Consider the following 15,287-nt stretch of genomic DNA (forward strand, 5'->3'; position numbering starts at 1 on the left):
AGATGTTCCTATAATTTTACCTAAATATTAAAGAAGCATTAAGTCGCTTGGTTTATTTAAGAAGGTTAGGTTTAAACCATCTGTTTTCTCGGGCCATCTGTGGCATTAATGATAAGTGGATTAAGTAATGAGTGATGATGTCGTAATAGATCAAGCAGCAAAAGAAGCACTCCTGGATACGTCGCAAGCGAGCGGGCAGACCGGCTACGATCCGCTTGGCAACCGTGCCGAAACAATTGATATGCGGGACATGAAAACCGTAGATGACCGATCTCGGGAAGCGATCCATACAGGTGATAAAAAAGATCACGAACTCAAACATGATCAAGTGAATGACGACGAAAAATCCGCTCAGTTGTCTGAAACGGACAATCAGGGAGCTGATCAACGGGAGGACGTGAGCTCAGATGATGATAGTGATCCGCAACCCCAAGAACTTTCTTCGGCGTCGGGCGATAACAGCGCAAGTGGCCGAGCACGCGAGAATACGGAAGAAACGCGGAATGGTGCAGCCCGTGAAGGTGTAGGGATTGATGAAAGAATTGAAACGAATCCGGCATCTGAAGTAAGCGAAGCGGAAGGCGCAAGTGCCGCGTCCCCGGCGCCAGGACTCTCTTCGACGCTCAATGGCTTGTCGCGAGAAGATGAGCTGGTGGTTGAGGCGACGGACGCGATAGACGCAGCCCCTCATTCAATAACCATGGATGATCAGAACATCGCGGAAGATGCGGCTGTTGGAGATATAGTGGGAACCGTGTCGGCAATAGACCCGGAAGGTCGTGCTCTTGTTTACAGTTTGGATGATGACGCCGGCGGAAAATTTACCATCGACAGTGCGTCGGGAGAAATCTCGGTGGCGAGTGCCTTAGACTATGAGACGTCAAAAGATCATCAGTTGATCGTAAATGTTGATGATGGTGCACAGGTTACTCAACAGGTTTTTATCATTGATGTTGGTGATGTTGATGAGGGAATACCGGGCATAAAGCTAGACGGTACAGACGGGCATGACCGTCTTTACGGTACCGAGGATAGTGACACATTGTCCGGCTACGGCGGGAACGACTCGATATACGGATACGGGTCGGATGACAAGCTCTATGGCGGCGACGGCAACGATCGTCTTTATGGCGGTGACGGTGATGACACACTTACCGGCGATGCAGGTAATGATTATCTTTATGGTCACGAAGGTAACGACAAACTGTCTGGCGGCGACGGTAACGATCGTCTTTATGGTGGTGACGGCGATGACAAGCTTACCGGCGATGCAGGTAATGATTATCTTTATGGTCACGAAGGTAACGACAAGCTGTCTGGCGGCGACGGCAACGATTATTTGAACGGCGGTGACGGTAAAGATAACCTGTCCGGCGGCGAAGGGAATGACCGTTTGTACGGTGGTGCGGGCAATGACAAACTGACCGGCGGGGACGGAAACGATACGCTGGTTGGTCAGGACGGTAATGACCGTCTCACCGGTGGGGATGGTAATGATTATTTAAGCGGTGGCGATGGCAAAGATAACCTGTCCGGCGGCGATGGGAATGACCGTTTATACGGTGGTGCGGGCAATGACAAACTGACCGGCGGGGACGGAAACGATACGCTGGTTGGTCAGGACGGTAATGACCGTCTCACCGGTGGGGATGGTAATGATTATTTAAGCGGTGGCGATGGCAAAGATAACCTGTCCGGCGGCGAAGGGAATGACCGTTTATACGGTGGTGCGGGCAAAGATAAGCTGACCGGGGGTGATGGAAACGATACGCTGGTTGGTGATGCAGGTCGAGACCGGCTGACCGGCGGGGATGGCAATGATTACCTGAACGGTGGCGCCGATAATGACCGCCTCACCGGTGGTGACGGAAACGATCGCCTTTATGGTGGGGACGGTAATGATAAGCTGACAGGCGATGCCGGAAATGACTATTTACATGGTGGTGACGGTAAAGATAACCTGTCTGGCGGCGATGGGAATGACCGTTTATACGGTGGTGCGGGCAATGATAAACTCACTGGTGGCGATGGCAATGATACGCTGGTTGGTGATGCGGGTCGAGACCAGCTGACCGGTGGGGATGGCAATGATTACCTGAACGGTGGTGCCGACAATGACAAACTTATTGGCGGTGACGGAAATGATCGCCTCTATGGTGGGGACGGAAAAGACATTCTGACAGGCGATGCCGGGAATGATACGCTTTTTGGACAAGACGGTAATGACCGTCTCACCGGTGGGGATGGTAATGATTATTTAAGCGGTGGCGATGGCAAAGATAACCTGTCCGGCGGCGAAGGAAATGACCGTTTATACGGTGGTGCGGGCAACGATAAGCTGACCGGGGGTGATGGAAACGATACGCTGGTTGGTGATGCAGGTCGAGACCGGCTGACCGGCGGGGATGGCAATGATTACCTGAACGGTGGCGCCGATAATGACCGCCTCACAGGGGGTGACGGAAACGATCGCCTCTATGGTGGCGACGGCAATGATAAGCTGACGGGCGATGCCGGAAATGATTATTTACATGGTGGTGACGGTAAAGATAACCTGTCCGGCGGCGATGGGAATGACCGTTTATACGGTGGCGCGGGCAACGATAAGCTGACCGGCGGGGATGGAAACGATACGCTGGTTGGTGATGCGGGTCGAGACCGGCTGACCGGCGGGGATGGTGATGACTATCTGAACGGTGGTGCCGACAATGACCGCCTCACCGGTGGTGACGGAAACGATCGTCTCTACGGTGGGGATGGCAAGGACAATCTTAAGGGCGGAGAAGGTAACGATCGTCTCTATGGCCAGGATGGTGACGACAAACTCACGGGCGATGTTGGCAATGATTACCTGCATGGCGGCCAAGGTAATGACAAACTCACCGGTGGTGATGGTAATGATACATTGATCGGCGATGCCGGTGACGACAAACTAAACGCGGGCGACGGCGACGATTATCTTAACGGCGGTGACGGCAAGGACAAACTGACCGGTGGTGACGGCAATGATCGTATGTATGGTGGCGACGGCGAAGACCGTCTTACTGGCGACGCTGGTAATGATACGCTGTATGGACAGGATGACGATGACAAGCTAACCGGTGGCGAGGGTAATGATTACCTGCATGGCGGAGCAGGTAACGATACTGTCTCGGGTGGCGATGGCAATGACACTTTGGTCGGAGACGCCGGAGATGATAAATTGGATGCCGGCGATGGTAACGATTATCTTACAGCCGGTGCCGGTGATGATACCCTGACTGCCGGTGACGGTGAAGACCGACTATATGGCGGCGATGGTGATGACAAGATGTCCGGCGGTGACGGTAATGATCGGATGTATGGTCAGGATGGCAACGACGAAATGACCGGTGGCGCAGGCGATGATTATGCACATGGCGGTGACGGAAGCGATATCTATTTCTTTGGTATGGATAGTGGAATTGATACCTTCATTGGTGGAGACGGCGGTGGTTGGTCAGACACAATCGCTTTGTCAGACGGGTTGCCTGCAGGTGATTTGAATGATTGGCTCAATCTCACAAGTGGGTCCGTTGAAACTGCAGACAATGGGGATATCTTCCTGTCTGAAGACGCTGCAGGTACGATTACGCTTGGCGAAGATGCTGTTCTAACATTTGATGGTGTGGAAAAAATTGAAGGCTAGGTTTTCAAGGTCATAAAATTACTGCAACGCAGGCAATGATGAAACCCAGTTCGGAGATTTGCTGGATAGCACCTAGGACGTCACCTGTTTGGCCGCCTATTTGCCTGTAAGCGATAATACCCACTAATGCGGCACTGATTATAGCAACCAGTAGCGCTGTTGCTCCTATCAGGTTTCCCAATGAGACGATGGCGACAAGCACGGCAATAACGGTTGCTGAAAGAGGTGCCAGAATAGGTGGGCGACCGGCACTATGGCTTAACCCGTCAGTGCGGGCAGAGGGCATTAAATACATTCCCCATGTCATAAGCGCTCGGCTGACCGTGGCGGCGGAAACAAGAATTGCAAATATCATCATCGGACTGATTGCGCTTGAAAGTGCTACGACCTTCATGCCAATAACAAAAATCAATGCGAGCACGGCGTAGGTTCCAACTCTGCTGTCATGCATGATTTCCAATTTTTCCAGGCGCGTCGTGCCACCGCCGAAGCCATCTGCAACATCGCCAATCGCATCTTCATGCAAAGCTCCAGTCAAGAGGGCTTGGGAGGCGATAGCCAAGAAAGCGGAAAGGAGGGCAGGTAGATCAATTGCAATAGCGACCAGAAAAACAGCACCAGAGAGGCCGCCAACAATAATGCCGATTATTGGAAAACATCGGCTGGCCGTTCTTAATGCGCCCATGTCAAAGGAAAACCGAAGTGATATGGGCAGGCGTGTTAAAAAAACCAGCGACACCAGAAAATCCTGGACCCAGTTTCCCTTGTAAGAAGGCGCCTTATCGCGAGAGGGATCTGTCGTCATAATTTTACTTTAGCTTTTGGGCAAGACCGGCGGTTATGAAATAAACTGATTTTGCTTTGGCTGCCAACCGTTGATGTAATCTGCCCGCGTGATCACGAAATTCCCGCGCCATGGCATTATCTGGCACAATGCCCTGGCCAACTTCATTTGAAACAAAAACGACGGGTCCGTCAACACAGCATAATCCATCAATCAGCTGATCAACAGCTTCTTCGACAGAAAGCCCTTCGCCCATGAGATTACTAACCCAGAGCGTCAGGCAATCAACGAGGATTATATTTTCTACTGAGGAATTTTGCTGCAGAGACTTCAAGAGTTCCAGGGGTTCTTCGATGGTTGTCCATTGTCTACCCCGGTCACTTCTGTGTTTGGCAATTCTGGCTGCCATCTCCTCATCATATGATTGAGCTGTCGCAAGATAAATTCGGGTCAAGTTTTTCTGCGTAACAAGATCCTCTGCGAAACGGCTTTTACCAGAGCGTGCGCCCCCAAGGATAAGCGATATATCTGGCATTTTTTTTTCGCTCACGTTTGCGCCTTATCGATAAGATGAATGAAGGATCCTGCAACATTTCCGGATATAGCACCGACTGTACCCAGATTTTCGTCGCGCGCGTTGGAGATGTCAAATAGGGCGGATTGAGCCGATGTTTCTGTCATATGTGCATAATGAAACTCATGGGCTTTAAAAAGTGTATTGTCTGGTCCAAGGAAACTGTCTTTCTTCAGACGTGCATTCCGATAACCAAGATGGAGCTTAGGTTCAGCAAATGATGTTGTCACTGGCAGCAAACCGAGCATTTGATGTTGATGACCTTCTTTGTCTATCAGGATATCCCCTAAGGTCATAAACCCACCGCATTCGCCGTAAATTTTTGCACCACTTGCCGCGGCAAGGGTCATCGCCTTTTTAAATTGGGAATTATTACCGAGTTTTTCACAATGAAGCTCTGGGTATCCACCTGGCAGGAAAATAGCATCTGCTTCTTTGGATGGCGCCTCATCATCCAGCGGTGAAAAGAAAGAAAGCGCCGCACCGGCGTTTTTCCAGCCCTCGAGTACATGTGGATAAATGAAAGAAAAGGCGTCATCTTCCGCGACTGCAATATGCTGACCAATCGGTGATAGAGCCGTAAACGGGTTATCCGTGATGTTGGCAACGGGACGAGCCAACTTAAAGAGCGCCAACAAATCAATATGAGTGGAAATTAATCCGGCGGCTGCGTCCAAGAATTTCTCGAGCTCAACTGTTTCCCGGGCTTGTACAAGGCCCAGATGTCGGTGATCTAGCGCGAGAAGATCTGATTTGGGAATGCAGCCAAGTAGTGGAAGGCCAACCTTTTCAGCAGCTTCACGGAGTAGTCGAACATGTCCCGGTCCACCAACTTTGTTGAAAATAACACCGGCGATGGTGACATCTTCTCGATAGGTATTAAAGCCTGTTAATAGGGCCGCAACACTGGCGGCTTGTCCTTTTGCATCGACAACAAGCACGATGGGAATATTGTGGGCAACAGAGACATCTGCGGTGGATCCGCTTCCGTTTTGCGCCCCATCAAAGAGCCCCATAACACCTTCACCAATGGCGATGTCTTTGTTCTTCAATAATTCGAAAAACATATCGGTAATTGTCTGGGAAGACATGGCCCAAGGGTCAATATTGTAACAAGTGTGATTGGATGCCCGGCGATGAAAAACAGGATCGATATAGTCTGGTCCAATTTTATAAGAACTGACGGAATGGCCGAGATTGTGTAACGCCCGTAAAATTGCAAGGGTAAGGGTCGTCTTTCCAGAACCGGAAGCCGGTGCGCCAATAATCAGTGAGGGGGCGGCTTTTCCCTCCATGATCAGTTTCCTTCAGCTTGATTAAGGAAGCGGCTGAACCAATCCAATTGTGGCCGCAGCTTTACGACCTCGCCAACGACAATTAAGGCGGGTGGTTTAAGACCGCTTGCCGCGACGTCATGTGCCGCATTTTTCAGGTCAGTGACGACAACTTTTTGTTCTTCCGTTGTCGCTTTGAAAATAACAGCAACACTATCGTCCGGGGAGCGGCCAAACCCGATCAGGCGATCACAAATTACCTGAATATGCTTAAGCGCCATATACAGTACGATAACCGGGGAGCCCTTCGCAATATGCTCCCAATTGACATTTGGAACTTCGCCAGTTGCATCATGCCCCGTCAAAAATGTAACAGCTGAGTTTGTGTCTCGATGGGTCAACGGAATGCCGGCGTAGGCGAGCCCGCCTACACCCGATGAAATGCCGGGAATAACACGAAACGGGATATTATGTGCGGCAAGCATCAGCGCTTCTTCACCTCCGCGTCCAAAGATATAGGGGTCGCCGCCTTTGAGACGAAGTACCCTTTTACCTTCTTTTGCCAAGGTAACCAGGCGTTCGGTAATATCCTGTTGCTTCGCAGAAGGTTTTCCCCCGCGTTTTCCCGCATATTCCAATAACGTATCTGGTCCGGTCAGACGCAATATTTCTTTACCCACCAATGCATCATAGACAAGGACATCTGCTTGACGGAGGGCTTCATAAGCGTAGAGGGTCAGTAGACCTGCATCACCAGGTCCGGCACCGACCAGCCATACAGAACCCGGTTCGAAAGCCGGTATATTTTTCAAAATTCTATCCATATTTGTCTTGTACACATGTATTTTGTCTACGCCTAGCCATCTGTGACATGTCAGCCTATAAATAACAATATGACGGATCCGGATAAAAAAGAATTGCGCTTTGGCTGGACAACAGGTGCATGTGCTACCGCGGCTACAAAAGCGGCTTTAACAGCGTTATTTGGAGATGAATTTCCAGATCCCGTTACAATTACTTTGCCAAAAGGTCAGAAACCGGCGTTTGCACTCGCCACAGAGGAAAAAGGCTCAAATTACGCGTCCGTCAGTATTATTAAGGACGCTGGCGATGATCCTGATGTAACTCACCTTGCCCGAATAATGGTTACGGTTAAAAAATTGAATAAAGGCGCTGGCATAGTGTTTAAAGCAGGCGAGGGTGTTGGTACGGTTACGCGCGAAGGTTTGCCAATTACTGTTGGTGAACCAGCTATTAATCCTGTGCCGCGTCAAATGATGCGAGAGGTTGTATTAGAAACTGCCTTGGCCGCGAGACAGCCAGCAGATATAGAAATTGAAGTCGCAATTGAAAATGGAATTGAATTGGCTCTAAGCACCATGAACGGTCGACTGGGCATTGTCGGCGGATTGTCGGTCCTGGGAACGACGGGTATTGTAGTCCCGTATTCCTGTGCATCCTGGATCGCGTCGCTACATCGTGGTATTGACGTTGCCCGAGCTGCACAAGAACATCATTTGGCTGCCAGTACAGGATCAACCTCTGAAAAGGCGGTTGCGGAGCTTTATAATTTACCGGAAGTCGCTTTATTGGATATGGGGGATTTTGCCGGCGGTGTCCTGAAGTATATTCGAAAACATCCGGTGCCTAGACTGACCATTGCAGGAGGTTTCGCAAAAATCACGAAACTGGCGCAAGGACATATGGATTTACATTCCGGCCGCAGTCACGTGGATTTCGAATGGCTGTCCGATCAGATGGCAACCCTCAAGGCATCGGCAGAGTTAGCTCATAAAGTACGAACCGCAAATACGGCGATGCAGGTCCTCGAATGGGCGCGGCAAGCAAATTTACCCTTAGCCGACCATGTGGCGGAAAAGGCCAAAAGCACCGCTTTTGAAATTGGGGGCGGTTCCACAGCAATTGAAGTGATAATATTTGACCGTAAGGGCCAATTGGCAGGTCGAAGCAATGACTGAACAAACCCGTATTTTGCTTATCGGCGGGACCGAGGAAGCTCGTCAGTTGAATGCCATATTGGCGGATATTGAGAATGTAAACCTGGTTACATCGCTTGCTGGAAGAACAACAAACCCCGCCAAATTGCGAGGCCGCGTTGTAACTGGAGGATTTGGAGGCGCTGCTGGATTGGCCGCTTTTTTAGATCAGAACAATATTCAAAAGGTAATAGATGCTAGTCATCCCTATGCCGCCAACATTACCCATACCGCTGCTACCGTTTGTCGGGAAAAAGAGATTTCTTATGTTCGATTCAATCGACTTCCCTGGAAAATGGAAGCAGGGGATCAATGGATACCGGTATCTTCAATCGAGCAGGCGGCCGTGGCACTAACAGATTATATGCGTATTTTCCTTTCTGTTGGCCGGCAGGAGCTGGAATATTTTGCAAATCTGTCGGATCGCTTTTTTCTGGTTAGGAGTATTGAGAAGGTAGCGTTCGAGCCCGTTGGATCCGAGACCATTTTTATCCGCGAACGTGGTCCGTTTCAAATATCCGATGAAATCAGGTTAATGCGCCAACATCACGTGAATGTTGTCGTTAGCAAGAATAGTGGTGGTGCGACCACTTATGGCAAAATCGCCGCGGCACGATCACTTCAGCTTCCTGTTATCATGATAGATCGGCCGATATTACCGAGGATGACGACGATGACATCTATCGAAGATATCTTATCGTCAATTGCCCCCTGAATGCCGCGTTACTTTTTTTTTAGGCTTTGCGTTTTGGCCTTAATACATGCACATGATTAGCATGATAGAGTGCGCTGTCTCGATAGTCTTTTGCATCCAGAACGCGCCCAACAATAATCAGCGCTGTCCGGGTAATTTTTTCTGCCCGTACCTTTTCGCGGATATCTGACAACGTACCTCGAATGATACTTTCATCCGGCCAGCTGGCGCGAAAGACAACTGCTACGGGGCAATCCTCTCCATAATGAGGAATAAGATCAGCTGTAACGGCCCGCAGGTTGCGAACAGACAGATGTATGGCGAGTGTGGCGCCGGATGTTCCCAATGTCGACAGGTCCTCCCGGTTGGGCATCGCTGTCGCTTTCATTGACGTCCGCGTCAGAATAACAGTTTGACTGACCTCAGGTAGTGTAAATTCGGTTTTTAAAGCGGCGGCGGCAGCAGCAAATGCCGGCACACCGGGCGTAATGGAATAATCAATTTTCAAATCATCCAATCGGCGCATTTGCTCGCCTATGGCGCCATAAAGGCTTGGATCTCCTGAATGGACGCGCGCGACATCTAATCCCTGATCGTTGGCCTTGATCATCTCCGCAATAATTTCATCAAGTGTTAAGGGGGCCGTATCGATGATCAGCGCATCTTTTGGGGCATGAGTGAGTATTTCCACCGGCACCAACGAACCGGCATAGAGACAAACCGGAGAAGCGGCAATGAGATCACGGCCGCGAAGGGTAATGAGATCAGCCGCGCCCGGGCCGGCTCCTATAAAATAGACGGTCATTCTTGTGTTCCTGTTTTTAGGGTCGAAATGTCCATTTTTCCGGCATAGCCCCGTGGTGTATATACCCAACGTTTATTGCCGGAATTTGTTTCCGTAATCTGGCTTTCGCTCGACCCAACCATCACTAAAGTCAGCATATCAACTTTCTCTGGATCGAGCTCTACCAGAGGTACAAAGGATACGTTCTCTGTGTCCCGCCCTAAATTCCGTGCAATAATTACAGGTGTGCTCTTGGGACGATGGCGAAGCAGTATTTCCTTGGCGGCATGCAGCTGGGTTCGGCGTTTAAGGGATACCGGGTTATAGAATGAAATAACAAAATCACCGGAGGCAGCGGCTTCAATCCGGCGCTCTATGACCTCCCAAGGGGTCAAGAGGTCTGAAAGGGATATGGTGCAGAAGTCGTGCCCCAACGGCGCTCCGGCTCGCGCGGCTGCCGCCTGTAAAGCTGATATGCCCGGCGTCACCTGTATTTCAAGCCGGTCCCAGTTAGTTTGTTTCTCGCGATCGATTAGCTCAAAAACCAAAGTTGCCATAGCATATATCCCAATATCACCTGAGGATATGAGGGCAACATTCTTGCCTTCAGCTGCGAGATCAAGGGCAGCTCGTACGCGTGTTTCTTCTTCGCCCAGACCATAATCATGGCGTATCTTGCCGGCAATGCTCGTTCCGAGCAAATCCAGATAAAGACCATAGGCGACAAGATCTGTTGCTTCGGCGATGAGGGAGCTGGCCTCCGGCGTACGCCATGGATCTTGGCCCGGTCCCATGCCGATAACTGAGAGCTTGCCCTGAATGCTCCCTATCTTTTCTGAATTGAGGGGCATCGGTGCTAATGCGATTGCGGTTGTTGCTCTTTTCGATTTGTTTTTTGCAACGATCAAGCTTCCCTTTTCGCCAGCCGCAGCGAGTGCGGCCCCTTCACTTACACCATGACAACCGACTTCCGCGAAAACAACATCAGACGGGGTTTTGAGGCGAGGCGCTTCCTTTTCGAGTTGTTCAGCGTCAAAAAACCGAGGCGCCATGCCAAAATGTCGAGCAACGGAATGGACGGCAAATTCATCTGATTTCACGTCAATGGAACTGACGCAGCCGACAGAAAGCGGGCTCAAATGATTTTCGTCAAGAACTGTTTTTACCAGCTCGATGAGTTCTGCCGGGTCCGTATTCCGTTCGCAGCCAACGCCTACTGAAAGTGTTTTTGGATGAAAAATAAGGGAGTGATCGTTGCCGTTCCGGCTTTTCGTCGTTATCTCAATGCTTAGCTGCCCCTCGTCCGAAAAGGGCAAGTTTGAATGCGCAATCCAATCGTGATGGCCAACAAGCTTGATTTTTCCACCGGATAACAAAGCACCCATGAACGATTTCAAATGTTGTGGATTGGCAATTGCCAGTCCTTCAGGTGGGGAATCAAGGGCAATATCATAGTGAACATCGCTGGCCGTCGTCACGGCGGCATGCCCCTTTAGGGCAGCTGCAATTTCCTTGGCTAAATCATTTGCACCATGGTGGCCACCAAGGAGTGGTACGATATTCATACCGTCATCGGCGACGGCAACGACGGCAGGTTCGATAAGCTTGTCTGAGAGCACCGGCGCCAAACACCGGATAAGTATCGCGGAAGCGCAAATACCGATTATGGGAGTCTTTGTTCGAAACAGTTCTTGCAGGTGTAAAGCTGTTTGCTGAAAACTGAGATCTGCTTGCTCGACACGGCCAGTTAAGCCATGAACAAGAGCTTCTGGAAAGAGAGCTTGCAATTGGTTGGCGGTCGAGCGGCCGCTTTCGTTAAGCAGGATAATTGCAATGGGTGGATTTACTTCCATGCTTGCCCCCGTTTGTGAATGAGGATCATAGAAAAATACGGTGCCGCATTGGCGGCAACTTCTCGCAAGGGCAGAATTTTCTGGTTATCCATTGTGGCGCGCTCAATGTATCGGGCATTTTCTTCCAACCCCAGTTCTACAATAAGGTCTCTAACTCGCTCGAAATGGCGGCCAACTTTCATGATTGCTGCGCTGTCTGTCGCGTTTAATTGGGCTGCAAGAGCATCCGAGGGCAGGGGAGCCGGCAGCACTGTAAGAACATCGTTGCGAGCGGATAATGGTGATTGCAAAGCGGTTGCACAAGCTGTTAAGGAGGAAACTCCAGGGATTACTTCCACTGGAAATTTTTCGGCGATCCGACCGAACAAATACATAAAGGATCCATAGAAAAACGGATCACCTTCACATAGAACGACAACATTTTGACCGCTAGTGAGATGATGGCCAATTTCCCGCGCAGCGATATCATAAGCCTTTTGCGCAGGAGCGCGATCAACGGTCATTGGTATCCGGATAGCAATTTCCGTTTTCGGTGCGACGAGATGAGGTGCAACGATTGCACGAGCAAGACTATCGCCATCTTCAAGAGCGGGATATGCCAACACCGGGGTTGCTTGAAGTATTTTTAAGGCTTTAACGGTAATTAGATCTGGATCACCAGGTCCAATGCCAAGACCATAAAGAGTACCTGTCATTATTTAACCAATCTATATTGGGTTACTTGTCTAAAGGGCTTCCAGCTGGTGAATTTTCCGATTTTTTCAGCTCGGGAAACGTCAATGCGCGTCAATGAACCGCCGTATAAACCATGTTGATTAAAAAGAACAGTTTCACCTTCAACTGTAACAGCGTTGGCGACGAGCCGCCCTCCAGGGTTTAACGCGGCCCAACAAGTTTCAAACATTCCTTCGGTCGACAAACCGCCGCCAATGAAAATAGCATCAGGTGGCGGCAAGTTTTGAAGGGAAACAGGTGCTTTCTCCGTAACGACAGCCAATCCCGGAACGCCAAGCTTCAATTTGTTTTTATTTATATAGTTGAGCCGCCCTTGATGATCTTCGATTGAAATTGCCTGATTGGAAGGATGGCATCTCATCCATTCAATACCGATCGATCCACATCCTGCACCGACATCCCAAAGAAGATCGCCAGGCAGTGGCGCTAAGGCCGTGAGTGTCGCGCTTCGGATTTCCTGTTTGGTCAATTGGCCGTCATGCATAAATGCAGTGTCGGGTAAGCCCGGTATTCTTGATAATGGCTGCGTATCCGGGTTGGCAACACATTTAAGGGCAACAGTATTGAAATCCTGGAATTGAACGTCACCGATGCGAAAGGCTTCCATTGACGTAATTTTTTCGTTTGGCCCGCCCATATGCTCAAGAACAGTCATTTCAGAATTGCCGAAGCCGTACTCGCTCAGTATTTTTGCCATGTTTGCAGGAGTGTTACCAGAATCGGACAGCGCTAAGATTCTAGCACCATTCGTCAAATGGGGGATCAAGAGTTCAAGAGGGCGGCCATGCAAGGTCATGCATTCGGTTCTTGATAGATCCCACCCCAAGCGAGCGGCCGCAAGGCTGAAAGCGGAAAGCGACGGGAAAATCGCGACCTCCTTAGTAGGGAGGCGCTTGGTAAATGTAACACCGATTCCAAAATGTTGTGGATCGCCGGTTGCTAGAATACAGATTTTTTCACCGCGACGCGCAATGATTTCATGGACCAGATCCATTAAAGGGCTCGTCCATGTTTTACGTTCACGGCCATCGTCTGGAAGCAAGGCCAAATGGCGTTCGCCACCTACAATCAACGTTGCGGCATCGATTGCAGCGCGGGCTTCAGGATTTAATGAAGTCAGGCCATCCTCGCCAATACCGACAATGCTAAGCCAGGCTGTCATGTGCCTTCTCCCGCGAGGCGAGCGATTGCATTGACGGCTGCAGCGGCCATGGCGCTTCCACCCTTGCGACCAAGCAGGGTTACGAATGGAATGTTCAGTGTGCTTTCTGCAAGCGCGGTTTTGGATTCGGCAGCGCCAACAAAACCCACTGGAAATCCCAGTATAGCTGCAGGTTTAGGAGCCCCTTTTTCCATTATTTCCAAAAGATGAAAAAGGGCAGTGGGCGCATTGCCAAAAACAGCAACAGAACCTTCCAGATGCTCCCGCCACAGTTCTATGGCCGCGGCAGATCGTGTTGTGTGCATCTCAGCTGCACGTGTTGGAACATCGGGCTGATTTAACGTACATATGACGGAATTATTCTTCGGTAAGAAGCGTTTGATGATTCCATGGGTCACCATCTCACAATCTGAAAGAATGGGAGCACCGCCTCGCAGCGCAGCAACGGCCGCTTCGGCAACTTTGTCATCAAAGGAAAGCTCGTTCAATATTTCGGGCATACCGCAAGCATGAATAATACGGGTCGCAATAGATCGCATCGGATCACTCATGCCCGAAAAATCAACTTCCTGCCTGATTGTTGCAAAGGACTTTTCGTAAATTGCCTGCGGAGCCCGAAGATAATCGTACATCGTGTCTACTTGCTGCCTTCCTTCATGGTCACCGGCCCTAATGGGTGATCGGCATGTGGGTAAGGGTGATGATGATGGTCGTGATTATGGCCATGTTCATGATTATGTGGGTGATCATGGCTATGCGCGTGGCCATGTTCATGGGAATGTGAAAGTTGCTCGGTACTTCCAGTTCCAATTCCTTCCACGTGATGATGATGGCTTTCCTGCTTCAGCCCGACCTCATCCTCAAAACCCAACGCTTTCTCCCGATATTTGCACATACCGCAGTTCATGTTGTTTGTACCGTCAAGGATCTCTGTAACGCGTTCGGCGAAACTGTCGAGGACAAGTGGATGATCATTCAGGTAAGGCGCCTTGATGAATTCAATTTCCGGATGGGCTGCGGCCACTTTGTCTGTGTAATCATAGATGCGGTTAACTAAAATTCCCGTGAAGAGGAAATACGGAAATACAACAATACGTTTGTAACCGAGACGCGCCGCATGTTCGAGGCCGGGTTCCACAAGCGGAAATGTAACGCCGGAATACACTGTTTCTCCCCAGCCGAACCCCAGACCCTCCCAAAGCAGACGCATTACTTTAGTTGCGTTTGAATTGGCGTCAGGATCTGACGAACCGCGCCCAACCACCACCAGCATAGTATCGTGAAGTGGCACGCTGTCGTCAGCGGCTTGAATAGCTTCCTTTATGCGGTCACCGGCGGCGCGGATCATTTTCAAATCGATACCGAGTTCACGGCCGTAAGAGATTTTTAAGCCGTCATGTTCAGCGGCATATTGATTGAGCACCGAAGGGATGTCATTCTTCGCATGGCCCGCAGCGAATAGCATGCCCGGTATGGCCAATATGTGTGTATGCCCGTTGTTCCGTAGCCGATCCAAACCGTCCCGGATAACAGGTGTCGCAAATTCCAGAAATCCGCTGTCTACTTCATATTGAGGCAAGCGTTCCGCTATTCCTTTGGCAACAGCAGCAAACTGCGTGACGGCGCCTTCATCCCTGCTGCCATGTCCGCATACCATTACGCCAATTTTTTCTGTCATGTCGCACTCCATGTCCCGTTCGCTGATTGCGTCGGGAAGCTTTGTTGTAACCATGCCTTTGCGGCATTCCTAATAATTTCGTCGT

At 50.2% G+C, this 15,287-nt stretch carries 13 protein-coding genes; 3 read left to right on the forward strand and 10 right to left on the reverse strand.

All coding sequences use genetic code 11. From position 1 onward, the window contains the following. Nucleotides 1–127: 127 nt before the first annotated feature. Complete coding sequence (locus tag NBZ79_RS04770; RefSeq protein WP_251935952.1) at nt 128–3,667, forward strand: cadherin domain-containing protein; 3,540 nt, start codon at nt 128–130, stop codon at nt 3,665–3,667. Between the two features lie 10 nt (nt 3,668–3,677). Here the strand turns inward: NBZ79_RS04770 and NBZ79_RS04775 are convergent, their stop codons facing one another. Genes NBZ79_RS04775 through cobA form a run of 4 tightly spaced genes read right to left on the reverse strand, consistent with a single transcriptional unit; the run spans nt 3,678 to nt 7,123 of the window. Continuing rightward, nucleotides 3,678–4,472, reverse strand: coding sequence for an adenosylcobinamide-GDP ribazoletransferase (locus tag NBZ79_RS04775; RefSeq protein ID WP_251935954.1), 795 nt, complete (start codon nt 4,470–4,472; stop codon nt 3,678–3,680). A 4-nt stretch (nt 4,473–4,476) separates the two neighbouring features. Further along, nucleotides 4,477–4,986, reverse strand: a complete 510-nt coding sequence (cobU, locus tag NBZ79_RS04780) for a bifunctional adenosylcobinamide kinase/adenosylcobinamide-phosphate guanylyltransferase (protein WP_420854584.1) — start codon at nt 4,984–4,986, stop codon at nt 4,477–4,479. An 11-nt stretch (nt 4,987–4,997) separates the two neighbouring features. Next, the gene (locus NBZ79_RS04785; protein WP_251935957.1) at nt 4,998–6,320 is read right to left on the reverse strand and encodes a cobyrinic acid a,c-diamide synthase CobB; all 1,323 of its coding nucleotides are present in this window, start codon (nt 6,318–6,320) and stop codon (nt 4,998–5,000) included. A 2-nt stretch (nt 6,321–6,322) separates the two neighbouring features. Beyond that, nucleotides 6,323–7,123: a uroporphyrinogen-III C-methyltransferase gene (gene cobA / locus NBZ79_RS04790; RefSeq protein WP_420854561.1), complete on the reverse strand. Its 801-nt coding sequence runs from the start codon at nt 7,121–7,123 to the stop codon at nt 6,323–6,325. 69 nt (nt 7,124–7,192) lie between these two features. Between cobA and NBZ79_RS04795 the strand changes: the two genes are divergently transcribed. Further along, nucleotides 7,193–8,278 carry a cobalt-precorrin-5B (C(1))-methyltransferase gene (locus NBZ79_RS04795; protein WP_251935961.1) on the forward strand — a complete coding sequence of 362 codons (1,086 nt, stop codon included), beginning with the start codon at nt 7,193–7,195 and terminating at the stop codon, nt 8,276–8,278. Next, nucleotides 8,271–9,011 carry a cobalt-precorrin-6A reductase gene (locus NBZ79_RS04800; RefSeq protein WP_251935963.1) on the forward strand — a complete coding sequence of 247 codons (741 nt, stop codon included), beginning with the start codon at nt 8,271–8,273 and terminating at the stop codon, nt 9,009–9,011. Before NBZ79_RS04795 ends, NBZ79_RS04800 begins: the two co-directional genes overlap by 8 nt. A 19-nt stretch (nt 9,012–9,030) precedes the next feature. Here the strand turns inward: NBZ79_RS04800 and cobM are convergent, their stop codons facing one another. From cobM to NBZ79_RS04830, 6 genes are read right to left on the reverse strand one after another with little or no spacing between them, the layout of a single operon-like run. Beyond that, nucleotides 9,031–9,795, reverse strand: a complete 765-nt coding sequence (gene cobM, locus NBZ79_RS04805; protein WP_251935965.1) for a precorrin-4 C(11)-methyltransferase — start codon at nt 9,793–9,795, stop codon at nt 9,031–9,033. Continuing rightward, a complete protein-coding gene (gene cobJ, locus NBZ79_RS04810; protein ID WP_251935967.1) occupies nt 9,792–11,627 on the reverse strand; it encodes a precorrin-3B C(17)-methyltransferase in 1,836 nt (611 codons plus the stop codon). The genes cobM and cobJ overlap by 4 nt, the downstream gene beginning before the upstream one ends. Next, nucleotides 11,618–12,322, reverse strand: a complete 705-nt coding sequence (gene cobI, locus NBZ79_RS04815; protein ID WP_251935969.1) for a precorrin-2 C(20)-methyltransferase — start codon at nt 12,320–12,322, stop codon at nt 11,618–11,620. The genes cobJ and cobI overlap by 10 nt, the downstream gene beginning before the upstream one ends. Next, on the reverse strand, nt 12,322–13,524 hold the full coding sequence (gene cbiE, locus NBZ79_RS04820) for a precorrin-6y C5,15-methyltransferase (decarboxylating) subunit CbiE (RefSeq protein WP_251935970.1): 1,203 nt from the start codon (nt 13,522–13,524) through the stop codon (nt 12,322–12,324). Before cbiE ends, cobI begins: the two co-directional genes overlap by 1 nt. Then, nucleotides 13,521–14,156, reverse strand: a complete 636-nt coding sequence (locus NBZ79_RS04825; protein ID WP_251935972.1) for a precorrin-8X methylmutase — start codon at nt 14,154–14,156, stop codon at nt 13,521–13,523. The genes cbiE and NBZ79_RS04825 overlap by 4 nt, the downstream gene beginning before the upstream one ends. 5 nt (nt 14,157–14,161) lie before the next feature. Continuing rightward, nucleotides 14,162–15,202 carry a sirohydrochlorin chelatase gene (locus tag NBZ79_RS04830; RefSeq protein WP_420854585.1) on the reverse strand — a complete coding sequence of 347 codons (1,041 nt, stop codon included), beginning with the start codon at nt 15,200–15,202 and terminating at the stop codon, nt 14,162–14,164. Between the last annotated feature and the right edge of the window lie 85 nt (nt 15,203–15,287).

This window comes from Sneathiella marina, assembly GCF_023746535.1.
GTDB lineage: Bacteria > Pseudomonadota > Alphaproteobacteria > Sneathiellales > Sneathiellaceae > Sneathiella > Sneathiella marina.

Excerpts from the sequence above, each read along its gene's own strand:
- cbiE (WP_251935970.1), bottom strand. The coding sequence starts at position 13,524 with ATGACAGCCTGGCTTAGCATTGTCGGTATTGGCGAGGATGGCCTGACT.
- cobJ (WP_251935967.1), bottom strand. The coding sequence starts at position 11,627 with ATGGAAGTAAATCCACCCATTGCAATTATCCTGCTTAACGAAAGCGGC.
- NBZ79_RS04830 (WP_420854585.1), bottom strand. The coding sequence starts at position 15,202 with ATGACAGAAAAAATTGGCGTAATGGTATGCGGACATGGCAGCAGGGAT.
- cobA (WP_420854561.1), bottom strand. The coding sequence starts at position 7,123 with ATGGATAGAATTTTGAAAAATATACCGGCTTTCGAACCGGGTTCTGTA.
- NBZ79_RS04795 (WP_251935961.1), top strand. The coding sequence starts at position 7,193 with ATGACGGATCCGGATAAAAAAGAATTGCGCTTTGGCTGGACAACAGGT.
- NBZ79_RS04800 (WP_251935963.1), top strand. The coding sequence starts at position 8,271 with ATGACTGAACAAACCCGTATTTTGCTTATCGGCGGGACCGAGGAAGCT.
- NBZ79_RS04775 (WP_251935954.1), bottom strand. The coding sequence starts at position 4,472 with ATGACGACAGATCCCTCTCGCGATAAGGCGCCTTCTTACAAGGGAAAC.
- cobM (WP_251935965.1), bottom strand. The coding sequence starts at position 9,795 with ATGACCGTCTATTTTATAGGAGCCGGCCCGGGCGCGGCTGATCTCATT.
- NBZ79_RS04770 (WP_251935952.1), top strand. The coding sequence starts at position 128 with ATGAGTGATGATGTCGTAATAGATCAAGCAGCAAAAGAAGCACTCCTG.
- cobI (WP_251935969.1), bottom strand. The coding sequence starts at position 12,322 with ATGACAGGTACTCTTTATGGTCTTGGCATTGGACCTGGTGATCCAGAT.
- cobU (WP_420854584.1), bottom strand. The coding sequence starts at position 4,986 with ATGCCAGATATATCGCTTATCCTTGGGGGCGCACGCTCTGGTAAAAGC.
- NBZ79_RS04785 (WP_251935957.1), bottom strand. The coding sequence starts at position 6,320 with ATGGAGGGAAAAGCCGCCCCCTCACTGATTATTGGCGCACCGGCTTCC.
- NBZ79_RS04825 (WP_251935972.1), bottom strand. The coding sequence starts at position 14,156 with ATGTACGATTATCTTCGGGCTCCGCAGGCAATTTACGAAAAGTCCTTT.